22 protein-coding genes are annotated in these 23,519 nt (G+C 62.4%); 14 read left to right on the forward strand and 8 right to left on the reverse strand.

What is annotated here, in order from left to right:
• Positions 1-31: 31 nt before the first annotated feature.
• The 8 genes from C5J22_RS27130 to C5J22_RS27165 all read right to left on the reverse strand — a co-directional run bounded on the left by C5J22_RS27130 (position 32) and on the right by C5J22_RS27165 (position 8,344).
• The gene (locus C5J22_RS27130) at positions 32-1,543 is read right to left on the reverse strand and encodes a UbiD family decarboxylase (RefSeq protein WP_105440782.1); all 1,512 of its coding nucleotides are present in this window, start codon (positions 1,541-1,543) and stop codon (positions 32-34) included.
• A gap of 72 nt (positions 1,544-1,615) precedes the next feature.
• On the reverse strand, positions 1,616-2,674 hold the full coding sequence (locus tag C5J22_RS27135) for an ABC transporter ATP-binding protein (RefSeq protein ID WP_105440783.1): 1,059 nt from the start codon (positions 2,672-2,674) through the stop codon (positions 1,616-1,618).
• Positions 2,675-2,701: 27 nt separating this feature from the next.
• Positions 2,702-3,523 carry a carbohydrate ABC transporter permease gene (locus tag C5J22_RS27140; RefSeq protein WP_172746798.1) on the reverse strand — a complete coding sequence of 274 codons (822 nt, stop codon included), beginning with the start codon at positions 3,521-3,523 and terminating at the stop codon, positions 2,702-2,704.
• A 29-nt stretch (positions 3,524-3,552) separates the two neighbouring features.
• Positions 3,553-4,488: a carbohydrate ABC transporter permease gene (locus C5J22_RS27145; protein WP_105422838.1), complete on the reverse strand. Its 936-nt coding sequence runs from the start codon at positions 4,486-4,488 to the stop codon at positions 3,553-3,555.
• Positions 4,488-5,819, reverse strand: coding sequence for an ABC transporter substrate-binding protein (locus C5J22_RS27150; RefSeq protein WP_105440785.1), 1,332 nt, complete (start codon positions 5,817-5,819; stop codon positions 4,488-4,490). Before C5J22_RS27150 ends, C5J22_RS27145 begins: the two co-directional genes overlap by 1 nt.
• Before the next feature lie 51 nt (positions 5,820-5,870).
• Positions 5,871-6,551 carry a GntR family transcriptional regulator gene (locus C5J22_RS27155; protein ID WP_105440786.1) on the reverse strand — a complete coding sequence of 227 codons (681 nt, stop codon included), beginning with the start codon at positions 6,549-6,551 and terminating at the stop codon, positions 5,871-5,873.
• A 5-nt stretch (positions 6,552-6,556) separates the two neighbouring features.
• Entirely contained in the window at positions 6,557-7,435 is an 879-nt protein-coding gene (locus tag C5J22_RS27160; RefSeq protein WP_105440788.1) for a dihydrodipicolinate synthase family protein, read from the reverse strand.
• Between the two features lie 159 nt (positions 7,436-7,594).
• Positions 7,595-8,344, reverse strand: coding sequence for a hypothetical protein (locus C5J22_RS27165; protein WP_105440790.1), 750 nt, complete (start codon positions 8,342-8,344; stop codon positions 7,595-7,597).
• Positions 8,345-8,595: 251 nt separating this feature from the next.
• On the opposite strand from C5J22_RS27165, the gene C5J22_RS27170 reads away from it, so the two are divergent.
• The 14 genes from C5J22_RS27170 to C5J22_RS27235 all read left to right on the forward strand — a co-directional run bounded on the left by C5J22_RS27170 (position 8,596) and on the right by C5J22_RS27235 (position 23,186).
• Entirely contained in the window at positions 8,596-9,495 is a 900-nt protein-coding gene (locus C5J22_RS27170) for a dihydrodipicolinate synthase family protein (protein ID WP_105440791.1), read from the forward strand.
• 31 nt (positions 9,496-9,526) lie between these two features.
• A complete protein-coding gene (locus C5J22_RS27175) occupies positions 9,527-10,210 on the forward strand; it encodes a GntR family transcriptional regulator (RefSeq protein ID WP_105422830.1) in 684 nt (227 codons plus the stop codon).
• Between the two features lie 202 nt (positions 10,211-10,412).
• A complete protein-coding gene (locus tag C5J22_RS27180) occupies positions 10,413-11,507 on the forward strand; it encodes an ABC transporter ATP-binding protein (protein WP_105440792.1) in 1,095 nt (364 codons plus the stop codon).
• A gap of 31 nt (positions 11,508-11,538) precedes the next feature.
• Positions 11,539-12,840, forward strand: a complete 1,302-nt coding sequence (locus C5J22_RS27185) for an extracellular solute-binding protein (RefSeq protein WP_172746795.1) — start codon at positions 11,539-11,541, stop codon at positions 12,838-12,840.
• A 10-nt stretch (positions 12,841-12,850) separates the two neighbouring features.
• Complete coding sequence (locus C5J22_RS27190; protein WP_105440795.1) at positions 12,851-13,753, forward strand: carbohydrate ABC transporter permease; 903 nt, start codon at positions 12,851-12,853, stop codon at positions 13,751-13,753.
• Positions 13,750-14,682: a carbohydrate ABC transporter permease gene (locus tag C5J22_RS27195; RefSeq protein ID WP_052754678.1), complete on the forward strand. Its 933-nt coding sequence runs from the start codon at positions 13,750-13,752 to the stop codon at positions 14,680-14,682. Before C5J22_RS27190 ends, C5J22_RS27195 begins: the two co-directional genes overlap by 4 nt.
• A gap of 50 nt (positions 14,683-14,732) precedes the next feature.
• A complete protein-coding gene (locus C5J22_RS27200) occupies positions 14,733-15,845 on the forward strand; it encodes a sialidase family protein (protein WP_105440797.1) in 1,113 nt (370 codons plus the stop codon).
• A 295-nt stretch (positions 15,846-16,140) separates the two neighbouring features.
• The gene (locus C5J22_RS27205) at positions 16,141-17,745 is read left to right on the forward strand and encodes an ABC transporter substrate-binding protein (protein ID WP_172746797.1); all 1,605 of its coding nucleotides are present in this window, start codon (positions 16,141-16,143) and stop codon (positions 17,743-17,745) included.
• A gap of 73 nt (positions 17,746-17,818) precedes the next feature.
• A complete protein-coding gene (locus C5J22_RS27210) occupies positions 17,819-18,835 on the forward strand; it encodes an ABC transporter permease (RefSeq protein WP_046634007.1) in 1,017 nt (338 codons plus the stop codon).
• Between the two features lie 22 nt (positions 18,836-18,857).
• On the forward strand, positions 18,858-19,742 hold the full coding sequence (locus C5J22_RS27215; RefSeq protein WP_370649435.1) for an ABC transporter permease: 885 nt from the start codon (positions 18,858-18,860) through the stop codon (positions 19,740-19,742).
• Between the two features lie 10 nt (positions 19,743-19,752).
• Positions 19,753-20,610: an ABC transporter ATP-binding protein gene (locus C5J22_RS27220; protein ID WP_105423697.1), complete on the forward strand. Its 858-nt coding sequence runs from the start codon at positions 19,753-19,755 to the stop codon at positions 20,608-20,610.
• The gene (locus C5J22_RS27225) at positions 20,607-21,365 is read left to right on the forward strand and encodes an ABC transporter ATP-binding protein (protein WP_105440800.1); all 759 of its coding nucleotides are present in this window, start codon (positions 20,607-20,609) and stop codon (positions 21,363-21,365) included. Before C5J22_RS27220 ends, C5J22_RS27225 begins: the two co-directional genes overlap by 4 nt.
• A 31-nt stretch (positions 21,366-21,396) precedes the next feature.
• Positions 21,397-22,131, forward strand: coding sequence for a FadR/GntR family transcriptional regulator (locus C5J22_RS27230; protein WP_105440801.1), 735 nt, complete (start codon positions 21,397-21,399; stop codon positions 22,129-22,131).
• Entirely contained in the window at positions 22,128-23,186 is a 1,059-nt protein-coding gene (locus C5J22_RS27235) for a dienelactone hydrolase family protein (RefSeq protein ID WP_105440802.1), read from the forward strand. Before C5J22_RS27230 ends, C5J22_RS27235 begins: the two co-directional genes overlap by 4 nt.
• The last annotated feature ends 333 nt before the right edge of the window (positions 23,187-23,519 follow it).

Below are 23,519 nucleotides of genomic sequence, written 5' to 3' on the forward strand. Positions count from 1 at the left end.
TTTTGCGGCTCGGCGCTCTGCAAGTGATTTGTCATGGCAAGGCCTCGTCGAGGCCGAGCGATGCCCATATCCGGTCGACCTTCGCGATGATTTCGGTGGACATTTCGAGAACCCGGCCCCATTCCCGAGCCGTCTCGGAACCGATCTTGGTCGTGGCATCCAGCCCAAGCTTGCCGCCGAGGCCTGGCTTCGGAGAGGCGAAGTCGAGGTAGTCGATCGGCGTGTTGTCTGCGACCATGAGGTCGCGGCCGGCATCGAAACGGGTGGAAATCGCCCACATGATGTCCGGCCAGCTTCGCACATTGATGTCCGGATCGACCACGATGATCAGCTTGGTGTAGCTGAACTGCGGCAGCATGGACCAGAGGCCCATCATGATCCGTCGGGCATGGCCGGGATAACGTTTGTCGATCGACACCACCATGGTTCGATAGGAACAGGCCTCCGGTGGCAGCCAAAGATCCCTGATCTCCGGGAACTGGCGCCTGACCAGCGGGATGAAGATCTCGTTCATGGCTTCGCCGAGCCTCGACGGCTCATCCGGCGGCCGGCCGGTATAGGTGGAGAGATAAACCGGATTGCGGCGCATCGTGATCGCCGAAAGGGAAAGCACCGGGAAGCTTTCGACGGCGTTGTAATAGCCGGTGTGATCGCCATAAGGTCCCTCGTCCGCCATCTCCGTAGCGGAAATCGTGCCCTCGAGGACGATCTCGGCCTCCGCGGGAACGGGGAGCGCTACGGAAAACGCGGGCGCAACCGCCTGGCGCCTGCCTTTCAGGACGCCGGCAAAATTCAGTTCGCTCATTTTGTCCGGCAGCGGCATGACGGCCGCGAGGATTGTCGCCGGGTCGGCGCCGACGACCACCGCCACCGGCATGTCGCGGCCGAGTGCCTGCCACATCCTGTGGTGCCTTGCACCGCCACGATGAGCGAGCCAGCGCATGATCAGCCGCTCCTTGCCGAGCTTCTGCATCCGGTAGACGCCGACATTGACATCCGCCGGATCGTCCGGCGCCTGGGTGATCACCAGCGGCCAGGTCACGAGGGGGGCGGGCTCGCCGGGCCAGCAGGACTGGATCGGCAGCCGGTCGAGATCGATATCGGCGCCTTGCCAGACGATCTCCTGACACGACGGGTGCGAAACCGCGCGGGGGTTCAGCGAGAGCGCCGCCTTCAGCTGCGGAAGTTTTCGCCATGCGTCGAGCATCGATCTCGGCGGTCGCGGCTCGCGCAATTCGCTCAGGAAATCGGCAAGCCCCGTTATGCCGCCGGCTCTGAGCCCAAGGCCCCACTCTATTCTCTCGCGGGTTCCGAACAGGTTGGCGACGAGCGGGATTGCCAGGGTATTGCCGCAGGCATCGACCGGCTTTTCGAAGAGCAGCGCTGGCCCTTCTTCCACAAGAACCCTGCGGTGGATCTCGGTGATCTCATGGACCAGCGAAACGGGCTGCGAAATCCGTTTCAGCCGCCCCCTGCTTTCCAGAAGGGCTAAGAAATCCTGGAGATTGCCGTAGTGGCGGGGAATTGTGGCATCTGCTTTCATGCCCCCAGATTGAGAAGAAAGAAGCGGCTGTCTTTGCGCTTGCGCAAATGATTAGACGCCGCCAGCTCTCGCTCAGAGCCTGTGGCCCGTCACCTTGTCGAAGAGGTGAACCTGCTTCGCGTCGATCGAGATACCGACCGTGTCGCCGAACCTGACATCGATGCGCTCGCGGAAAAGGCAGGAGAGCTGCTCGCCGCCGCAATCGAGCTTGGCAAAGATTTCCGAGCCGGTGCCTTCGACGATCGCCGCGCGGCCCTGGATGCCCTGATCGCTGGCGCGGATGTGTTCGGGCCGGATGCCGTAGACGAGCGGGCGGCCGCCCGCCTTGGCCGGCGAGACTTCGGCCGGAAGCGGCAGGATCAGCCCCTTTTCGGTGCGGAAAACGCCTTCCTCGATCTTACCGTCCAGAAAGTTCATGGCCGGCGAACCGATGAAGCCGGCAACGAAGAGGTTGGCCGGCCGGTCGTAGAGTTCCAGCGGCGCGCCGACCTGCTCGATATTGCCGTCATGCAATACGACGATCTTGTCGGCCATTGTCATGGCTTCGATCTGGTCGTGCGTCACGTAGATCGTCGTCGTGCCGATGCGCTGGTGCATGGCCTTGATCTCGCTGCGCATCACCACGCGCAGTTTCGCGTCGAGGTTCGAGAGGGGTTCGTCGAAGAGAAACACCTGCGGATTGCGGACGATCGCGCGGCCCATGGCGACGCGCTGGCGCTGGCCGCCGGAAAGCTGGCGAGGGTAGCGTTGAAGCAGGTTTTCCAGGCCGAGGATCGCGGCCGCCTTCTTCACCCGCTCTGCGGTATCGGCGGGGTTCGCACGCTTGAGCTTCAGCGCGAAGCCCATGTTGTCTTCCACCGTCATATGCGGATAGAGCGCGTAGTTCTGGAACACCATGGCAATGTCGCGGTCGCGGGCCGGCAGGTTGCTGACCTCGCGGGCGCCGATGCGGATCTCGCCGCCGCTGACCTCTTCGAGACCGGCGACCATGCGCAGCAGCGTGGACTTGCCGCAGCCCGATGGGCCGACGAGAACCACGAACTCCCCGTCGGCGATATCGACGCTGAGGTCCTGGATGACGTTGACCGCGCCGAAGCGCTTCTGGATGTTGTGAAGGGTGACGGTTGCCATGAAATTCGATCCTGTTTGTGAGCCTGCTCAGCCGCCCTTGACCGCGCCGGCCGTCAGGCCTGCGACGATCTGCTTCTGGGCGAACAGGGTGAGTACCAACACGGGGAGGGTGACGATCAGCGCGGCCGCGGCGAGCGGTCCCCAGCTGACCTGTTCGAAGGAAAGCATGTTGTAAACGGCAACGGGCAGCGTCCGCGTGGTGCGGCTTGCGAGCACGATGCCGAAGACGAAGTTGTTCCAGGAGAAGATGAGCGCCAGGATGAAGGCAACGACGATGCCGGGCTTGGCGATCGGCAGAGCCACGAGGCGGAACACCTGCCAGGACGTTGCCCCGTCGATGCTGGCAGCCTCCTCGAGTTCCATCGGCGTCGTCTCGAAATAACCGATCATGATCCACACGACGATCGGCACGGTGACGACCAGATGGATGATGATTTGCGGCCAGAGCGTGCCGAGCAGGTTCAGCCACTGGAACAGCAGGAAGAGCGGAATGAGGAAGGAAAGGCCGGGCGTCATGCGGGCGATCATGATGACCATCGCTGCCTTGTCCGCCTTCAACCGTGCGATGCCGTATCCCGCCGGCACGCCGATGATGAGCGCCAGCAGCGTCGCGGCCCCCGTCACCAGCACGGAATTCCAGAAATACAGGAAGAAATTGTTCTCGCGGAACACCTGCACATAATTCGACCAGGCGAAGTTTTCCGGGATGAGGATCGGTGGATAGGCACCGTTGTCGATCTCGTACTTGAGCGACAGCGAGATCATCCAGAGGAAGAACAGCACGACCGGCGACACCATGACGAGGGCCGCGAACAGGAGGCCGATGCGATCGAGCGTCTTGCGTCTGATGAGGGGGCGTTTGGTGAGGGCGTGTTCCATCAGCGCGTCTCCATGTCCGACCAGTTCGTCCGCGCGCGGACCATCATCAGCAGGAAAGAGAGCGCGACGATGATCACGAAGAAGACGACCGCCATCGCCGAGCCGTAGCCGATGTCGTAATAGGCGAAGGCGGTGTTGTAGAGGTAGATATTGATCGTCTCGGATGCCGTGCCCGGCCCCCCTTGCGTCATCGCGTAGATGATGTCGAAGCTCTTGATTGCGTCGATCGAGCGAATGATGACGCCGATCATCAGGAAGGGTGCGATCATCGGGAGCGTCAGGTAACGGAATTTCTGCCAGGCGTTGGCGCCGTCGATCTCGGCGCTCTCATAGGGTTCGCGGGGAAGTGCGGCGAGGCCGCCGAGCACGATCAGCATGATCAGCGGCGTCCATTGCCAGGTCTCGACGAGAACCAGCGAGGGAATGACGCTGTAGCGGTTATAGATCCATTCCTGCGGACCGATGCCGACCAGCGACAGCAGATAGTTGAGGACGCCAAGCTGCGGATGGTACATCATGGTCCAGACGAGTGCGATGGCGACCGGCGTCGCCATCATCGGCATGACGAAGACGCCGCGCAGAAAGCCTCTCCCCGGAAATTGAGCATCGAAGATAAGTGCTGCGAGCGTGCCGAGAAACAGCGGTGCCACGACCGCCAGCACCGTGAAGATCAGCGTGTGCCAGAGCGATTCCCAGAAGCGGAAATCGGTCGCCAGCCGGATGTAATTGTCCAGCCCGGCGAAGGTCTGCTCCTGTCCCAGCGTCCAGCTGTTCACGCTCATCCACAGGGTGAAAACCCACGGGAAGACGATGACGGCGCCGATGACGATGAGGGCGGGAACGACGAAAGGCCAGTAGTTGGGAGCAAGCCTGCTCGGCTTGCTCCTCTTGTTACCGGTTTCCGTCCGTGCTGTTTCGATGCTCACGGAGGCCATTATCCCTCGCTCTTGGCAAGGACCGGTTCGAACTGCGCCGTTGCCGTCTTGAGCTCCGTCGCAGGGTCGGCACCGCCGATCATGTTGGTGAGACCGACGCCGTAGATGTCGCGGAATTCCGTGACCGGGATGATGACCGGCAGCGCAAGCTGCGACACCTTGCCGGAAGCAGCGACCGCATCCACCCATGCGCTGGGCATGGTGACGCCCTTGCGGACTTCCGCATCGGCGAGGATGGATTGGCGGAAGGGAACGCCGGCGCCGGCCTGCAGCAGGCGTGCGCCCATCTCCTTCGAGATGACCCACTGGCAGAACAGATAGGCGGCTTCCTTCTTCTGGCTGCCGGCGGTGACGCCGATGCCATCGCCGAAGGTGGCGGCCGCCTGCGCCTTCGGTCCCTTCGGCATGACGCCGTAGCCGACCTTGCCGACGACACGGGACTTCTGCGGGTCTTCGAGCGGCGGAGCAAATCCGACGCCATCCAGCCACATGCCGACCTTGCCCTGCAGGAAGGCAGACTGGGCTTCCGCCCAGTTGAAGCCGGAGATGCCGGCCGGGGCCGACTTGGTCATCAGGCGCTGGTAAAGCTTGGCGGCTTCGACGGCCTCGTCGGAGGTCGTGCGCAGTTTGCCGTCAGGCCCAATCGCCGTCGCGCCGTAGCCCAGCATCAGCGCCGTCCACACCGGAACGTTGGCGTTCTTCAGGCCGCGGGCGACGAAGCCGTAGGTATTGGTGGTCTTGTCGGTCAGCGCTTCGGCTGCCGCCGCCATCTCATCGAAGGTCTTCGGGTAGGCGAGGCCCTTCTTCTCGAAGAGTTCCTTGTTCCAGTAGACGATCCAGTAGTCGACCGAGAAGGGCAGGGAGCGCAGCTTGCCGTCCTTGTCCTTGGCAAAGGTGAGGCCGGCTTCGGCGAAATCGCTTTCGCTCAGCGACGGGTCGGTGAGCGACGGATCCTTCAGAAAACCGCTGATATCGGCAAGCCAGCCGCCCTTTTCGAACTGGCGCTTCTGGACGTGGTAGCTCAGGTGAATGACGTCGAAGCTCGGCTTGCCGGACGAGAGCTCGATCGTCGCCTTCTGGCGCTGCTGCTGTTCCGGGGTCGCTTCGGCATTGACCTTGATGCCGGTCAGGGCCTCGAACTCGGCCAGGTATTTGATGATGGTGTCGCCGCGCGGGCTTTTGACGAGGTTCACTTCCAGTGTGGTGCCGGCGAAGCGCTTCCAGTCGACGGCGGCCGAGGCCGGACGCGAACCGACCAAACCGGCGGCGCCGAGCGCGGCCGAACCGGCCAGGAAACTGCGGCGGGTAGGCTTCCAGAACGAAGATGACATGCTATTTCCTCCTCCTAATGCGCCGGATACCCTTGTCTCCGGCTGCTTTTTCTAAAGTCTGATCGCGCGATCCCTCGCGTGATTGATATGGGCGACGAGTGCTGCGACCGCTTCCTCCACGGAGCGTCGCTCGATCGCTTCGAGCACTTTCAGATGCTCGTTCATGACGGGGCCGACCCGGCCGTCGATGCGGAACCGCTCCTGCCTGATCAGCCGCATCTTGATGGAGTTCACCCGGTAGACGTTCGAGATGATGGTGTTGCCGAGCGCGTCGATAAAGGCGTCGTGCATGCCCCAGTCGACCGCCTGCGCATGGAGTTCCAGCTCGCGGCTGTCGTTGCCGCCCTGGATCGCCTGAACGATCTCGCGATGCTCTTGCAAAAGCCTGGCGATCGCCTGGTCCGGGGCCGATTGGGTGAACAGTGCAACGGCTTCCTTTTCCAGGAACAGGCGAAGCTGGAAGGCTTCACGGATAAGGTTGAGGTCGATATGGGCGATCTGCAGGCCGCGCTGCGGTACGGTCTTGATCAGTCCCTCGGCCTCCAGCCTCGGCACGAGTTCGCGGATTGCGCCCAGCGTCAGGCCCGTCAATTCCACCAGCCGGCGTTGCGAGACGAACTGGCCCGGGCGAACGTCACGCGCCAGAAGGTGGCGCGTAAAGCTCTCGTAAGCCTTCTCCCTCAGCGTTGGCTGCTCCTCGACCGGATTTTCCGTGGGGCGCGCCTGGTCCATGGTCTTCAGGCCGCCTTGGAACGGAACAGGGTGTCGAAGGCCGATGCCAACAGGCGCTGACCCTCGTCGGTGATCGAAAGAAGCGGCGGCCGCACCGTCAGCCACGACGGATCGTTCGAAAGATGGGCGATCATCACCTTCACGGCCGGAATGACGGGATATTTCAGCAATTCCACGACGAGATCGACAACCCGCTGATCGTCCTCGCCATCCACGGCCATGCGCCGAGCTTCGCGCGGGGCGAAATTTGCGACACCGGAGATCGCACCCTGTCCGCCGAGACGCACCCCCTGGGCCAGATGGCGCTCGTCGCCGATCAGGATGATGAGGTCGCCATGTTCCTTGAGCAGCTTTTCGGTAAAGGCCCACTCGCCCCCGGAATCCTTCACCCCTGTGACAATGCCGGGAAATGCCTGGCGAAGCCGGCCAATCAGCGCGTGGCTGAGCGGCACCATCGTCACCGACGGGATGTGGTAGACGATGATGTCGCGGGCCTTGTCGCCCAAAAGGGCGAAGACCGTGGAGAACCAGCCGAACAGGCCCTCGTCGCTGACATTCTTGAAATAGGAGGGCGGGGCCAGAAGAATGTTGCGCGCACCTGCCGATAGGGCGTGTGCGGCCTGTTCTGCGGCGTCCCCGGCCGCATCGACGAGAACACCCGCAACGATCTGGCGCGGCGCGATGCCGCCCGAAATCATGGCGGCGAGGACCTTGTCCCGTTCGCTATTGCCGATCGAGGCGCCTTCACCGGTCGTGCCGAAAACCGTGACGCTGTCGCAGCCGGCATCGAGGCTGCGGCGAGCTTGGGTGACCATCGCGTCGAGCACGATCTTGCCGTCTTTGTCAAAAGGGGTCGCGAGTGCGACGGAGAGCCCGAAACGCATATTGGTTTATTTATCCTCCCAGTGTTGGTCCAATGCTTGCATACTGACATGTTAGAAATCAAGTGAGTAATTTGCTTGGAGTTGAAGGTGAGCCCTGGCTACTGTTCGTTGGTGGGTTTCGAGGGACGTTCGGTCATCGCCACATCCCTCGAGGTCGCGTCAGCTCAGGTCGAGGACGAACCGCTGTCCGCCCATGTTCACTTCGATCCTGCCCGGCTCGGCGACCGGGATCAGTCCGCACAACGTGCCCGTCGTCATCACCTGTCCGGCCTTGAGCATGGAAAAGGAGGAGAGCTGTTTCTGGTTGGCCAGCACGACCATGGTCTTCAGCGGGTCGCCGTCGGAATGCGCCGCGGGCTTGTCGAAGCCGGACTGACCGTCGATGAAAACCGACAGCTGACCGATCGATGCGCCTTCGTCGAGCAGGCTCCGGTCCAGCGGCGGGCCGAGGACATACCCGACATTGCTCATCATGTCGGCGGCGGCGAGGGCCGGATCGCCCCGGGAACCGCCCTGGTAACGGCTGCGGAGAAGCTCCACGCCGATCTGCACCGAACCGATCGCGTCGACGATATCCTTGCGGGTCACTTCGCCGTCGCGGGCCACGACATCCTTGTCGAGCACGAAGGCCAGTTCGACTTCCAGCGAGATGCCCGGCTGATGGGCATGGCTGGTTTCTTCGTCGACGGACAGAAGCGGTGCGCTCTGGCAGAAATCACCCTTCAGGGTGAGCTTGGCGCCTTTGAACGGCAGGCCAAGCGCGCGAAACACGTCCGTCTGCACCGCATACGCATCCGCCAGCGGCAGCCCGAGAAAGGGCTCCGGATCAAGCACGGTCCTCGACAGGATGGCATTGCGAATGGCACTCGCGAGGCGGGCGGGGAGGGTGTCGGCAGGCATGTCCGGCATCGGTTCAGTTTCCTTGGTTTGAAGTGGAAGCCCAGGGGCATTCGCAATTAGTACCAATAGCCGAGCTTTCAAGCATCCCAATAAAATCAATGGATTTTGCACGCTTTAAAATATGCCGACGGCAGTCGCGCATCCGTTCCTCCATCGCCAATCCCGGGCGCAACATGCCGTAGCCGGCGGCTGATGTAAATATATATTTGACGACTGATATCTACACTGATTATATCAGTTCTATAACGAGGAACCTGTTCATGTCGAATGCAGCGCTGAAGGGCATTGTTGCCGCCTCCGTCACGCCGGTGACGGCCGATTTTCGTATCGATACCCTCCGGCTGAAGGCGCATGTCGACCGTCTCCTGGCAAACGGCTGCAGCTTCATTTCCACGTTCGGCACGACGGGCGAGGGCGCATCTTTTTCGACCGCCCAGAAGCTCGAAGCGCTCGAAACGCTGAAGGCGGGTGGGGCGGATATGGCCCGTCAGATGCCGGCGATCATGACGGCGAGTTTCGACGACGCGGTAACCTCGCTGATCGCCTATGGAGAGCTCGGCTGTCGCGCCGCGCTCGTCCTGCCGCCCTTCTATTACGGAGCGAGCGAGGACGGCGTCGCGGCTTTCTTCGATGCGCTGATCGAGCAGACCAGGGCGCATACGGAAATCGATCTCGTCCTCTACAACATCCCGCAGCTCAGCCGCGTCCGTTTTACGCAGCCGCTGGTCGCCGCCCTGATGCGCAGGCATGGCAGCCGCATCGCCGGGATCAAGGATTCGACCGGGGATCTCGAAAACGGCCTGATGCTGGTGAAGTCCTTCCCGGGGCTTGCCGTCTTTACGGGCGACGACCGGGTTCTGCCGACGCTCGTCAAGGCTGGAGGCGCCGGCATGATCGGCGGCATGCCGAACGTCTTTGCCAGCGATCTGAGGGCGCTTTACGACAATCCCGACGATGCGGGCCTTCTGGAGAAGCAGTCGCGGCGCATCGAGGCAGTGGATGCCTACGGATCGCTCGTTGCCCTCAAGGCGGCTCTTGCCCATTATCGCAACGACGAAAGTCTGGCATATGCGGTGCCGCCCCTGGTTGCTCTCAATCAGCGCGATCGTGCTATGCTCATTGAATTGTTTGAGCGGACGGGTTATCGCGCCGCTGCTTGACCCGCCCGGTACCGCCGGCGATAGGAGACAGATGAGCGCACGTACTGCACCGCCCGGCACCGAACAGCCAGAACTCCGCTCGGTCAAACAGATCGCCTACGAGCGGTTTCGCGAGGCGCTGTTCGATGGCCGGCTGCGGCCGGGTCAGTTCGTGTCCCAGCGGGAGCTCGTCGCTCTCCTTGGCCTGTCGATCGGCGCTCTGCGCGAGCTGTTGCCGCGTCTGCAATATGAAGGCCTGCTGGTGGTCATGCCGCAGCGAGGCATCCAGATCACCCAGATCGACCTCTCGATCATCCGCCAGGCTTTCCAGGTGCGCATGGCGCTGGAGCGCGAGGCCGTGCTGACGGCCGTCAGGCGGATGCCCGACGCTATCCTCGACGAGCAGGCCAGGCTTCACCAGTCGATCCTCGACGAGGTCCGCAATGCTCCCTCGCCGGATGTCTTCGAGCGCGGCCAGAAGGTCGACGACGGATTTCACAACCTTCTCGTCGACTCGACCCAGAACGATCTGCTGATCCAGGCCTATGCGGTCAACGCGATCCGCATGCGGCTCATCAAGCTCGACAGGATCAGCCTTTCCGAGCAGGTCCTGCCGCCGGCCTTCGCCGATCATCTGGCAATCATCGATGCCATCAAATCCCGCGATCCGCATGCGGCGGGCGACGCCATCGACCGCCACATCATGCATGCCCGCGAGCGTGCGATCGAGCTCTGACGGGCGGCGGCCCGGTATTTAAATCCTATCGGTGGTTTCCAGGGGCTCCACGTCCCCGGCGGCGCTCTTAATGTATAACTGATCATATCAGTTTGCATAGAAGTTGTCGAACAACATGTTTACAGGTCCGGTTTTTTGTTGCATGGTGAGGGTGTCAGGGATCTGACGCTTTGGGAGAAGCAATTCAGGGGAGGACCGAGCTTTGGCGCGTCTGGAGCTATCCAACGTTTCGAAAAGCTACGGGGCGTTCGACGCCATCACGGACGTATCGCTTGCCATCGAGGACGGAGAATTCGCGGTTTTCGTCGGCCCGTCCGGTTGCGGCAAGTCCACGTTGCTGCGCCTGATCGCGGGGCTCGATCCGATCAGCGACGGCGCGATCAGAATTGGCCCGGACGACGTGACCCGCCGGCCGGCCGGCACGCGGAGTGTGGCGATGGTCTTTCAGTCCTACGCGCTCTATCCGCATATGAGCGTTTACGACAATATCGCCTTTCCGCTGCAGATGGAGCGCCGCTCGAAGGGCGACATCCGCCAGCAGGTCGAAAAAGCCGCCGGCACGGTGCAGCTTTCCACCCGGCTGAAGGACAAACCGTCGAAGCTTTCGGGCGGCCAGCGACAGCGCGTCGCGATCGCCCGAGCGATCGTCCGCAAGCCGAAAATCTTTCTGATGGACGAGCCGCTTTCCAATCTCGACGCCGCGTTGCGCATCGAGATGCGCACCGAGCTCACCCAGCTCCATAAGGAGCTTGGCGCCACTATGGTTTATGTCACCCACGACCAGCTGGAGGCCATGACCATGGCCGACCGGATCGTGGTGCTGAACGGCGGCCGTGTCGAGCAGGTGGGCAAGCCGATGGACCTCTATCACAAGCCGGTAAACCGTTTCGTCGCCGGCTTCATCGGCAGTCCGCCGATGAACATGTTGCGCAGCAAGGTGAAGGCGATCGAAAGCGAATACTATTCCTTCGAGGTTGCCGGCATCGGGACGATCGTCATCGACGGACTGGCGAAGCGCCTCAAGGTCGGCGAGGAGGTCGTCCTCGGCATTCGCCCGGAATTTCTGGCGCCGCATCCGGCCGGCAGCGAGCCGCTGGTGAAGATCGGCGTCGTGCCGCGATCGGTCGAGAGGCTGGGTGCCCAGACGATCGTTCACAGCGGTATCGAGGGTCAGAATTTCACCTGCGTATTTGCCGGCGACCAGGCCGTCGAGCCGGGCAGGGACCTCAACGTTTATTGCGACGCGGCCAACATCCACGTCTTTGATGCCGCCGGGACTACAGTCGGCCGGAACTGAATCATCGTCGATAAATCGGGAGGAGTTTGCGATGAAGAACGATGTCATGCATGCCATGAGGCCTACGCGCCGTGCATTTCTGTCAGGTGCCGCCGCCGGGCTCGCGGGCCTGCCGATCCTGATGTCGGCGTCCGGCCGTGCGCTTGCGGCGGACCAGCAACTGGTTTTCTGGTCTCAGCTCGCAGGCAGCAAAAAGGCCGCCGGCGAAGCGCTCGAAGCTGCTTTCAAGACCGCACGTCCGGAAGTCGCGCTGCAGTCCAGCCTCTATGCCGAACCGTCGCAGCTCAATGAAAAGATGCTGACGGCGATCAACGGCAATACCGGCCCGGACCTGATCGTCCAGCATTGGGACTACAATCTCACCTATGCTTCGGGCAAGAAGCTCGTCGAACTCGGAAAGGCGCTTCCGAATGTGAAGACGGCCGATCTCGACCAGTCCCTGCTCGCCTACGGTCGCGCGGACGGCGGTCAGTATTCCATGCCGCTCTACGGCACCTCGCGTGGTCTTGGCATCAACCGCAAGCTCATCAGCGAAGCGGGCCTCAATCCGGACAAGGGCCCGCAGAACTGGGCCGAACTTCGCGAATGGGCAAAGGCCGTTACCAAGCGCCCGGGCGGCGGCATGCTGCAGGTCTCCGGCATCCAGCTTTACCAGAACGACCTCGAGGCCTTCGAACTCTTCACGCTGCTGCTGCAGGGGGCGGGCGGTTCGCTGCTGACGGCGGATCTGTCGGCGCCGGGTTTTGCCGGTCCGGAAGGCGTCAAGGCACTGACCTTCCTGCAAGACCTCGTTGTCACCGACAAGATCACCGATGCGGGCTTCGGCGTCGGCCCCGGCGGCATGGCGAACCCGTTCAACCAGCAACGCGCTGCGATGCTGGTCGCGGGCAACTATTCGACCAATAACGCGCTGAAGGCAGGCGTCGAGTTCGACGTCGTGCCCTTCCCGAAGGAGAGCGGCGGTTTCACCTCGCTTGTCGATCCCTTCTGCTTCGCCGTCCGGGCAGGCGCCCCGAACCAGGAAGCGGCGCTCAAGCTCGTCGAGTTTGCGATGTCACCGGAACAGCAGGTCGCATTTGCGGTTGCCAGCAAGAACGTGCCGGCCCTGAAGTCCGCCCAGCAGAACAAGGACGTGCAGGCCGACCCCTATCTTTCCAAGTTCATCAAGACCGCGAGCTACGCTCCGCCGACGGCCCCGGCGACGCCCGTATTCTCCCGCATGATGACGCTCGTCGCCCGTGGCGTTCAGGAAGTCATCTTCCAGAAGAACACGCCCGACAAGGCGCTGAAGACTGCCGCCGACGAAGTGCAGACATTGCTCAAAAAGAGCTGAGGAGCAGGTGATGGCGCTTCAGAACTCGACATCCAGACCGATCAAAACGGTCAGTTTTCATCAGAACTGGAGCGCCTACGCATTCCTCGCGCCCGCGCTCGTCATCCTGTTCCTGTCGCTGCTGCTGCCGGCGGTGGCGACCCTGTTGATGAGCTTCACGGACGTCTCGTTCCTGAAGCCGACGAATTTCGTCGGCTTCGACAATTACATCAAGCTTTTCAACGATACGCGCTTCCAGCAGGCGGTCGGCAACACGATCCATTATACGGTCGGCGTAACCTTTCCGACCATGGTGCTCGGCCTGCTGGCCGCGGTCGCGCTCAATCAGAACGTGCCGGGGCGCATCGCCTTCCGGACGATCTTCTACCTGCCCGTCCTCACTTCGCTGATTGCGGCGGCCGTCGTCTGGGCCTATGTCTACGAGCCCTATGCCGGGCCGCTGAACGGTGTCCTGACCCGGGTCGGCCTGCCGCCGCAGCCTTGGCTTCAGAACCCCAGCCTTGCAATGAATTCGTTGATCATCATGGCGATCTGGCGCGATTTCGGCACCGCGATGATCATCTATCTCGCCGGTCTGCAGGACATTCCCAACGACCTCTACGAAGCAGCGCGCCTCGATGGGGCGAAGGGCAAGGATATTTTCCTGCGCATCACCGTGCCGATGCTGAGTTCGGTCACCTTCTATCTGCTGATCATCCTGATCGTGCAGACCTTCCAGGTGTTCGGCGCGATCTACGTGATGACGCAGGGCGGGCCGCTCGGCTCGACGGAAACCGTCGTCTACCAGATGTACCAGACGGCCTTCGGATATACCGAGTTCGGTTATAGCGCGGCCATGTCGACCATACTCTTCCTGACCATCCTGGTGTTCTCGATCATCGGGACCCGGATCATGCGGAGGAAAGACGCATGACCGACCTTGCACAGCCCGCCGCGATGGAACGACAGATCACGGCCCGCCGCCGCGGCCGGGAATTCCCGCGCTTCGACGTCATGAACGTCATCGGTTACCTGCTGCTGCTATTTGCAGCGCTCGCCACCGTGATGCCTTTCCTCTGGATGGTCTCGACCTCGTTCAAGGGCGACCAGGAAATCTTCCGGTTTCCGCCGAGTTTCGTTCCGGACGGCCTGCGATGGCAGAACTATCTTGATGCCATGGCCTCGCCGGATGCCGGCCGGCAGCTGGTGAACAGCCTGATCTACGCGCTGGGCTCGACCGTTTCGAACCTCGTCTTCTGCTCGCTCGCCGGTTACGCGCTTGCCCGCATGCAGTTTTCCGGCCGCAACCTGATCTTCGCGCTGGTCGTCGGCCTGTTGATGGTGCCGGCGCAGAGCCAGATCGTTCCCGTCTTCCTGATCGTCCAGAAGATCCCCTTCGCTGGCGGCAACGACTGGCTCGGCAATGGCGGCACCGGCCTTCTCAACACCTATTGGGGCATGATCCTGCCGACTGCGGCGACACCGTTCGGCATCTTCATGATGCGGCAGTTCTTCACCCGCATCCCGATGGAATACGAGGAGTCCGCCAAGCTCGACGGTGCATCGCCGTTCACGATCTTCCGGCGCATCCTGCTGCCGCTGGCCCGGCCGTCGCTCGCCGTGCTCGGCGTCTTGAGCTTTCAGAGCGCCTGGAACGACTTCGTCTGGCCGCTCATCCTCAACTCGCACCGGGAGATGGCGACCTTGCAGATCGGCTTGCAGCTTCTGCAGAGCGGGCCGGATGCGCGCTGGAACGTCGTCATGGCGATGGCGACCCTCATCACCCTGCCGGTCATCATCGTCTACCTTCTGGCGCAGCGGCACGTGATCGACGGCGCGGTGACCAGCGGCGTCAAGGGCTGACCGATCAATCAAGAGATGAATGAGCCGCCCCGGCGGCAAGGAGGATGCCTGTGATCAAGTCGGATGCGATCAAGAATGTGGAAGTCTACCGTAAACCGGGCGAGTTTGCCGCATGGCCCGCCAATTACGGCCTGTGGCTCTGGGGTGACGAGGCGGTGACGATTTTCGTGCAGGGTTTCCGCGGCGAGGCGGAGAATCTGCATGCGCGCGACAAGACCCGGCCGTTCATTCCGGTGCAGGCCCGCAGCCTCGACGGTGGCGAAACCTGGACTATCGAGCGGTTTAACGCTTTCGTACCCGGCGGCCAGACGCTTTCCGGAGACGAGCATGTCCTGCCTGAACTCGAAGCGCAGCCTAGGATCGACATCGACCGGGACCTTCGCTCGCTCGACCAGCCGATCGATTTCACCGATCCGGAAACGATGGTGATGTGCGCCCGCACCGGCCTGCAGGGCGGCGCGATCAGCTGGTTCTATGTCAGCAACGACCGGGCGAGGACCTGGCGCGGTCCCTACCGGCTTGGCGATTTCGGCCTGCCGGGCATTTCGGCGCGCACCGACATCGTGCCGCTCGGCAAGCATGACGCGCTCTTCCTGTTGAGCGCCGCCAAGCCGAACGGCAAGGAAGGCCAGGTCTTCTGCGTCCGCACCCGCGACGGCGGCAAGACTTTCAGCTTCGAAAGCTTCGTCGGAGAGGAGCCGGAGGGTTTTGCGATCATGCCGGCGTCGATCCGGCTGAAGGACGGCAAGGTGCTGACGCTGGTGCGTTGCTCGACGGCAAGCCGCGGCCCGGACCGCAAGGCCTGGATCGAGGCCTATACCTCCGGCGACGAGGGCAAGACCTGGGAATTGATCGGCCGACCGGTGCCGAATACGGGTTACGCCGGCAACCCGCCGACGCTGAACCGGTTGAAGGATGACCGGCTGGTGCTCGTGTTCGGGTATCGCGACGCGCCCTATGGCCTTCGTGCCCGGGTCAGTTCGGACGAGGGCAAGACCTGGAGCGACGACATCGTCATCCGCGACGACGGCGGCATGTCCGATCTCGGTTATCCGCGTACGGTCGTCAGGCCGGATGGGAAGCTGCTGAGCGTCTATTATTACAATTACGGCAGCGATCAGGAGCGCTTCATCGCCGCATCGATTTTCGGCATAGCTGACTGATCAGCCGCGCGGCTCAGCCCGGCGACCGGGCTTTTATGTTAGGTGAAGACCCCTCTCCAACCCCTTTCCACAAAGGGGAGGGGCTCCACGCGCCGCCATACATCCCTATATACGATTACCCGGCGGTGCTTCAGAAAGCAGATTCGGAAAACATGTCTGGTGCCTGCCCTCAGCCACTGCGCTGCGAGTGGGGAAGGCGGCATTTTGGATTGACAGGTGTCGTAAGACATCATATCTCTTGGAGCGCGATTATCTATCTGCCGGGAGGAGACCGGCAATCCAAGGGAGGACGGCCATGACGCCGCTATCGAGAATAATGGGACCGGTATTGCTCGGTTCCGCTCTGTTTTTCCAGCCTGCCTATGCCGAAACCCCACCCAATATGCTGGTCGTCGGCTTCTCGATGACCAATATCCTGACGCTCGATCCTGCTGCCATCACCGGCAAGGAGACCGTACAGGTTCTCACAAACATATATGACAACCTTGTGGCGCTCGATGCCGTCAATCGCGCCCAGGTCAATCCGCAGCTGGCGGAAAGCTGGACGATCGCCGACGACAACGGCTCGATCACCTTCAATCTGCGCAAGGGGGCGACTTTTGCTTCCGGAAACCCGGTCACTTCGGCGGATGTGGTCTGGTCCTTCAAGCGGTTGATGAAGCTCAACCTGGCGCAGGCGTCATTCCTGAAGACGCATGGCTTCTCTGCGGCCAATGCCGATGCAAGCTTCACCGCTCCGGACGACGGCACGGTCGTCATCAAGCTGCCGAAGAAGGTCGATCCGCAGGTCATCGTGCAGACGCTCGGCATCGTCGGGCCGGGCTCCATCCTCGACATGAAGACGGTCATGGAGCACGACAAGAGCGGCGATATGGGCGCCGCCTGGCTCACCAACAACTCTGCCGGCTCCGGTCCGTTCACGCTCGGCCAGTGGCAGTCGAACGAGCGCGTCACGCTCGAGCAGAACCCGAAATACTGGGGCGAGAAGCCGGCCATGCGCCGGATCATGATGCGCCATCTGGCGGAATCGCAGAGCCAGCGGCTGATGCTCGAAAAGGGCGATATCGACATCGCCTTTTCCATGTCGGCGGCCGACCTCAAGGCGCTTGAGAGCAGCAAGGACGTCAAGATCCAGACGAATGGCGGCAGCGGCTTCTATTATCTGGCCGTCTCCATGAAGGACGAGAAGTTCCAGAAGCCGAAGGTTCGCGAGGCGCTGCGTTACCTCATCGACTACCAGGGCCTGAACGACAGCGTGCTGCCCTATTTCGGCAAGCTGCGCGATCGTCCGGTTCCGGCGGGCATTTTCGGCGCCTTGCCGAATGCGGGCTACAAGCTCGACGTCGCGAAGGCCAAGGCGCTGCTTGCCGAGGCCGGTTATGCGAACGGCTTCCCGACCACGCTGCGCGCCATTTCCGACGTGCCGTTCATGAGTCTTGCGACCGCCATCCAGGCGACGCTGGCGCAGGCCGGCATCAAGGCCGAGATCGTCACCGGCTCCGGCGACCAGATCTACGGCGCGATGCGCGAACGCAAGTATGAGCTTCTCGTCGGCCGCGGCGGCGGCGGCCAGTTGCCGCATCCGGACTCGAACTTCCGCGCCATCGTCTACAATCCCAACAATGCGGATGAGGCGAAGCTGACGAATTTCCAGGGCTGGCGCACGTCCTTCTATGATGAGAAGATCAACAAGATGGTCGATGATGCTCTCGTCGAAGGCAACAAGGACAAGCAGACCAAGCAGTATCAGGAGATCCAGACCTATTACGCGGATATGGTGCCGGCGATCCAGCCCTTCTCGGAAGTGGTCGACAGTGTCGGCTTCCGGGCCGACATCAAGGGTCTTGAGCTGAACCCGTCCTGGTCCACCCAGCTTCGCACCGTCAAGAAAGAACGATAATCGTCGGCTGCCGCGGCGTAGGCCTCCTGGTCTTGCAGCGCCGCGGCATCCAGTACGGTTCTGAGGAAGTCCCATGAACAACGAGCGTCTCACCGCTTTCACGCGGCAGGCCGGCACCATATTGGCAACCCTTCTCGGGTTGCTGATCCTGACCTTCTGCATCGGACGGCTGATGCCCGTCGATCCGGTCCGCGCCATTGTCGGCGAAGAGGCCGACCAGGCCACATACGACACGGTCGCGGAAAGGATCGGCGCGAACCTTCCTCTCTACCAGCAGTTCTTCCGCTATGTGAGCGACTTGGCTCACGGTGATTTCGGGACGTCGATCCGGACAGGGCAGCCGGTCATCAACGACATCCTGCATGTCATGCCGGCGACGATCGAGCTTGCGACATTCGCGATCATCGTCGGGGCGGGCCTCGGCATTCCGCTCGGCATTCTCGCAGCCGTGCGCCGCAACCGGCCGGTCGACCACATCATCCGGTTCCTCACCCTGATCGGCCATTCCATGCCGATCTTCTGGACCGGCATGATCGGCCTGATCATCTTTTATGCGGCGCTGGATCTGGTCGGCGGCGGCGGCCGCCTGTCGGATTATTACATCGGCCTCGTGCCGGAAACGACCGGCTTCCTGCTGATCGACTCGATCATCGCCGGCGACTGGGAGGTCTTGCGGGATGCGGTCAACCATCTGCTGCTGCCGGCGAGCATCCTCGGCTATTCGTCGATGGCCTATATCACCCGCATGACCCGCAGTTTCATGCTGGACCAGCTGAACCAGGAATACGTGACCACGGCGCGGGTGAAGGGGCTGTCGAAGGGCCGCACCATCTGGCACCACGCGTTCGCGAACATCCGGGTGCAGCTGGTGACGATCGTGGCGCTGGCCTACGGCAGCCTGCTGGAGGGCGCCGTCCTCATCGAAACCGTGTTCTCCTGGCCGGGCTTCGGCCAATACATCACCAACAACATGCTGATCGGCGACATGAACGCAGTGATGACCTGCGTGCTGCTGGTCGGTATCATCTTCATTGCGCTCAACCTGCTTTCCGACGCGCTTTACAAGATCTTCGATCCGAGGACGCGGTGACATGGCAGCTCAATCTCTCGACATGCAGGACGTGGCCATGAACGGTACTCGCTCAAACCCAAATTCGGCCTTCCGCCGACTGCTCGCCGTCATCCGCGAGCTTCTTGGCAACCCGTCTTCGGGCTTCGGCCTCATTGTCATCACCATCCTGGTCCTGACGGCGATCGTCGCGCCGCTGATCGCGCCCTATGATCCGAATGTCATCAATCTTGGCAATACGCTGAAGCCGCCGAGCGCCGAGCACTGGTTCGGAACCGACGAGCTCGGCCGAGACATCATGAGCCGCATCATCTACGGCACGCGCATCAGCCTGACGATCATCACCATCGTGTCGGTCATCGTCGGCCCGATCGGGCTGCTGGTCGGCACGACGGCCGGTTATTTTGGCGGCTGGTACGACACGATCATGATGCGCATCACCGATATCTTCCTGTCCTTCCCGAGCCTCATCCTGTCGCTCGCCTTCGTGGCGGCCCTCGGTGCCGGCCTCGAAAATGCGATCATCGCCATCGGACTGACCACCTGGCCGCCGATCGCCCGCCTTGCACGCGCCGAAACGCTGACCTTCCGCGGCGCCGATTATATCTCGGCCTCGCGCATGCAGGGCGCGTCGTCACTGCGTATCATCATCAAGTCGATCATGCCGATGTGCCTGCCTTCTGTTCTGGTGCGCATCACGCTTTCGATGGCGACTGTCATCCTGACCGCGGCCGGCCTCGGTTTCCTCGGCCTCGGCGCGCAGCCACCGCTGCCCGAATGGGGGGCGATGATCGCCACGGGCCGGCGCTACATGCTGGACAACTGGTGGCTGGTCGCCTTCCCGGGCGGTGCCATCCTGCTCGTCAGCCTTGCCTTCAACCTTCTCGGCGACGGCCTGCGCGACGCGCTGGATCCGAAACAGCGTTAGGATTTTCCCCATGGACAACAGCCAGGCACTTCTGAAGGTCGAAAATCTCCGCGTCAGCTATCGCAGCGGCAAGACCTACAACACCGTCGTCAAGGGCGTTTCCTTCGATCTCGGCCGCGAGCGGCTCGGCATCGTCGGCGAATCCGGCTCCGGCAAGTCGACGATCGGCCGCGCGCTGCTGAAGTTGCTGCCGACCGCGAAGATCGAGGCCGACCGCATGGATTTCAGCGGTACCGACCTCATCTCCGCCAGCGAGAAGCAGATGCTGACGATCCGCGGCCGACGCATTTCGATGATCCTCCAGGATCCGAAATTCTCGCTCAACCCGGTGCACCGCGTCGGCGACCAGATCGCCGAGGCCTACCGCGTCCACAGCAGGGCATCGGCCCAGGCGGCGAAGCAGAAGACGCTGGAAATGCTGGAAGCGGTGAAGATCCGCGATCCGGAACGGGTGTTCGGCCTTTATCCGCATGAAGTCTCGGGCGGCATGGGCCAGCGCATCATGATCGCCATGATGCTGATCCCCGAGCCGCAGATCATCATCGCCGACGAGCCGACCTCCGCGCTCGACGTCACGGTGCGCATGCAGGTCCTCAACATCCTGAACGAACTGGTGACCAACAAGGGCATCGGCCTCATCATGATCAGCCACGACCTCAACCTGGTCCGCAATTTCTGCGACCGGGTTATGGTCATGCGCCATGGCGAGGTCGTCGAGGAACGGGCGGCCCGGGACATGCGCAACTGCACGCATCCCTATACCCAAGGATTGCTTGCCGCACAGCCGCATATCGGCGGCAGCCGAAAGCCGCTTCCGGTCCTGAACCGCCAAACCATCTCCCCAGAGACCAAAGAGGTGCGCGCATGACCGCCATCGACGTCCGCAATCTCTCGATCGATCTCGGCTATGGTCTCGCAAAGAAGCGAATTCTTGGCGACGTCTGCTTTTCGGTCGAAGCTGGCGAATCCTTCGGGCTCGTCGGCGAGTCCGGTTCCGGCAAATCGACCATCCTGCGCTGCATCGCCCGCCTCCTGAATGTCTGGGAGGGCGATATCCAGCTCGAGGGGCGGTCAGTCAATGACATGCCCTTCGTCGAATATTGCCGCACGGTCCAGATGGTGTTCCAGGATCCCTACGGTTCGCTCCATCCGCGCCAGTCGATCCGCACGGCGCTTCAGGAGCCGCTCCGCATCCATCGCATGGACCGCCAGCTCGAACGCATGGAGCGGGCTCTGATCGATGTCGGCCTCGATCCGGCCTTCCTGTCGCGGTTTCCGCACGAGCTTTCCGGCGGCCAGCGCCAGCGCGTGGCGATCGCACGCGCGCTCATTCTCGAACCGCGCATCCTGCTTCTCGACGAGCCGACCTCGGCGCTCGACGTCTCGGTGCAGGCGGAAGTGCTCAATCTGCTCGCCGATCTGCGTGCAAAACGCAACTTGACGTATCTCTTCGTTTCCCATGATCTTGCGGTGATCGATCATATGTGCGAGCGGCTGGCGGTAATGCAGCATGGTCGCGTGGTCGAGGTGATGAGCCGAGACGTGCTGGCGACAGGCCAGGCCAAGGATCCCTATGCCCGGGAACTGATCCAGGCGAGCCTCGAATACGACCACGCTGTCTGAGTTTCACATCCGAGACGCCATGGAGTGCCCGATGACAGCCGAAGCCCCATCCGCTACCTGGCGCCGCAGGGAGACCCTGAGTTCGCAGGTCGTGCGCACGATCGCCGAGCGCATCAAGCTCGGGGAATATCCGCGCGGGTCGAAGCTTCCGACGGAAAAGGCGCTGATCGACGAACTGGGCGTCAGCCGGACGGTTGTTCGGGAAGCGATCGCCAATCTTCGGGCAAGCGGCCTCGTCTCGATCCATCATGGTATCGGCGTCTTCGTTCGCCAGGACGCGGGTGTGACGCCTTTCCGCCTTGGCGACGAAAACCTGATGCTGGTCGAAAACCTGGTAAAGGGGCTCGAACTGCGCATCGGCATCGAATCGGAAGCGGCAGCACTTGCCGCCGACCGGCGGACCCAGGCGGATATCCAGGCGATGACGGCGGCCTGCAAGGCGATGGATGTCGCCGTCCGCCGTGCAAGCCGGGATACGCAGGCGGATTTCGATTTCCACCGCGCCGTTGCCACCGCCAGCCATAACGAGCATTTTTTCCGTATTTTCAACTATCTCGGCGAGACCCTGATGCCGCGCATGCGGCTTTCGACCCATGCGGTCGATGACGCGAGCCTCTCCGTGCATCTCGCGCGCGTCAACGAAGAACACCGTGCCATCCTCAAGGCAATCGAAGCCCGTGACGTGGAAGGCGCGCGCGCGGCGATGCGCAAGCACCTGGGCGACAGCCGCGACCGGATGCTCGAACGGCTGCGGCAGGAGAAATGATCAACAGCGAGAACATGCCGCGCCTCGCGGCGAGGCTGCGCGACAACCTCTCGTTCGACTGGAATTTCCAGCCGGCGGCGGAAGGTTTTTCCGACTGGAAGGACCGCACACGGAACAAGGTGCGGCAGGCACTCGGCGTCGGGCGGGTTGCGCCCGCAAGCGCGTCGGTCGTCACGGAGTGGGCTGAAGACGGATGCAGGGCCCAAGAGCTCGAGCTTGGCTTTTCGAACGGCGAAACGACGAGAGCCTATGTACTTCGCCCGGATACAAATGGCGTTACGCCTGCCGTGCTGCTGCTGCACGACCACGGCTCGTTCTTCTCGATCGGCAAGGAGAAGATGATCCGCCGCTCCGGCGAAGCTTTCGAGATCGCAGCGGACACGGATCGATGGGCGGCAAAACTTTACGGCGGCCGGCATGTCGGCAACGAACTCGCCCGGCGCGGTTACACCGTGCTTTGCGCCGACGCGCTCGGCTGGGGCAGCCGGAAAGGCAACGGTTACGAAGCGCAGCAGGCGCTGGCGGCCAATCTCATGCAGTTCGGGGTTTCCTACGCCTCCGTCATCCTGCTCGAAGACCTCGAGGCCATGGCATGGCTTCGCGCGCTGCCCGGCGTCGATGGAAGCCGTGTGGCGAGCTTCGGGTATTCGTTGGGCGGCTCCCGCGCCTGGCAGGCCGCCGCACTTTCGGACGATGCCAGCGCCTGTGTCGCCGGCGGCTGGATGGGGACGCTGCAGGGCCTCATGCAGCCAGGCAACAACCAGCTTCGCGGCCAGTCGGCCTTTTCCATGCTGCATCCGCCGATCGCGGGAAAGATCGACTATCCGCATTTTGCAGGCCTCGCCGCGCCGAAACCGGCACTGATCTTCAGCGGCGCCGAAGACCGGCATTTTCCGCAGCCTGCCGCCTTGGCGGCGCAGGAGCAACTTCATGCGATCTGGGCCGCCGCGGACGCGGAACGGTGCCTCGAAATGCGGCTTTGGCCCGGCGAAGCTCATGCATTCCCGGTTGACCAGCAGGACCATGCGATGGACTGGCTCGATCGGGTGATGTGAGGTCGGTTGGAAGGCAGGTCCTTCGCGAAAAGCGGGGTTGGATCTGGCCGAGGCCGAGAATGCCGCGAGGCACCCCCCTCTGCCCTGCCGGGCATCTCCCCCTCAAGGGGGGAGATCGGCCAGAAGCAAGGTCCTATCCAGTCAAAAAGCCTTGAGCTTGCCGAATTCCACTCCCTGCCAGCTTCCTGCCGTCGCACAAATTAAAGAGGGACCGCTGAGCACGCCTCCTTCGATCTCCCCCCTTGAGGGGGAGATGTCCGGCAGGACAGAGGGGGGTGCCACACAGCACAATCAATGATTTGACAAGAAAACTGGCAAAAACAGCCCCTACTT

This window comes from Neorhizobium sp. T25_13 (genome assembly GCF_002968675.1).
GTDB lineage: Bacteria > Pseudomonadota > Alphaproteobacteria > Rhizobiales > Rhizobiaceae > Neorhizobium > Neorhizobium tomejilense.

What these genes read in the sequence shown, in the direction of transcription:
- C5J22_RS27210 (WP_046634007.1), top strand. Translation starts at nt 17,819, where the DNA reads ATGAACAACGAGCGTCTCACCGCTTTCACGCGGCAGGCCGGCACCATA.
- C5J22_RS27135 (WP_105440783.1), bottom strand. Translation starts at nt 2,674, where the DNA reads ATGGCAACCGTCACCCTTCACAACATCCAGAAGCGCTTCGGCGCGGTC.
- C5J22_RS27220 (WP_105423697.1), top strand. Translation starts at nt 19,753, where the DNA reads ATGGACAACAGCCAGGCACTTCTGAAGGTCGAAAATCTCCGCGTCAGC.
- C5J22_RS27145 (WP_105422838.1), bottom strand. Translation starts at nt 4,488, where the DNA reads ATGGCCTCCGTGAGCATCGAAACAGCACGGACGGAAACCGGTAACAAG.
- C5J22_RS27225 (WP_105440800.1), top strand. Translation starts at nt 20,607, where the DNA reads ATGACCGCCATCGACGTCCGCAATCTCTCGATCGATCTCGGCTATGGT.
- C5J22_RS27230 (WP_105440801.1), top strand. Translation starts at nt 21,397, where the DNA reads ATGACAGCCGAAGCCCCATCCGCTACCTGGCGCCGCAGGGAGACCCTG.
- C5J22_RS27150 (WP_105440785.1), bottom strand. Translation starts at nt 5,819, where the DNA reads ATGTCATCTTCGTTCTGGAAGCCTACCCGCCGCAGTTTCCTGGCCGGT.
- C5J22_RS27165 (WP_105440790.1), bottom strand. Translation starts at nt 8,344, where the DNA reads ATGCCGGACATGCCTGCCGACACCCTCCCCGCCCGCCTCGCGAGTGCC.
- C5J22_RS27185 (WP_172746795.1), top strand. Translation starts at nt 11,539, where the DNA reads ATGAAGAACGATGTCATGCATGCCATGAGGCCTACGCGCCGTGCATTT.
- C5J22_RS27215 (WP_370649435.1), top strand. Translation starts at nt 18,858, where the DNA reads ATGCAGGACGTGGCCATGAACGGTACTCGCTCAAACCCAAATTCGGCC.
- C5J22_RS27190 (WP_105440795.1), top strand. Translation starts at nt 12,851, where the DNA reads ATGGCGCTTCAGAACTCGACATCCAGACCGATCAAAACGGTCAGTTTT.
- C5J22_RS27205 (WP_172746797.1), top strand. Translation starts at nt 16,141, where the DNA reads ATGACGCCGCTATCGAGAATAATGGGACCGGTATTGCTCGGTTCCGCT.
- C5J22_RS27155 (WP_105440786.1), bottom strand. Translation starts at nt 6,551, where the DNA reads ATGGACCAGGCGCGCCCCACGGAAAATCCGGTCGAGGAGCAGCCAACG.
- C5J22_RS27195 (WP_052754678.1), top strand. Translation starts at nt 13,750, where the DNA reads ATGACCGACCTTGCACAGCCCGCCGCGATGGAACGACAGATCACGGCC.
- C5J22_RS27130 (WP_105440782.1), bottom strand. Translation starts at nt 1,543, where the DNA reads ATGAAAGCAGATGCCACAATTCCCCGCCACTACGGCAATCTCCAGGAT.
- C5J22_RS27170 (WP_105440791.1), top strand. Translation starts at nt 8,596, where the DNA reads ATGTCGAATGCAGCGCTGAAGGGCATTGTTGCCGCCTCCGTCACGCCG.
- C5J22_RS27235 (WP_105440802.1), top strand. Translation starts at nt 22,128, where the DNA reads ATGATCAACAGCGAGAACATGCCGCGCCTCGCGGCGAGGCTGCGCGAC.
- C5J22_RS27160 (WP_105440788.1), bottom strand. Translation starts at nt 7,435, where the DNA reads ATGCGTTTCGGGCTCTCCGTCGCACTCGCGACCCCTTTTGACAAAGAC.
- C5J22_RS27175 (WP_105422830.1), top strand. Translation starts at nt 9,527, where the DNA reads ATGAGCGCACGTACTGCACCGCCCGGCACCGAACAGCCAGAACTCCGC.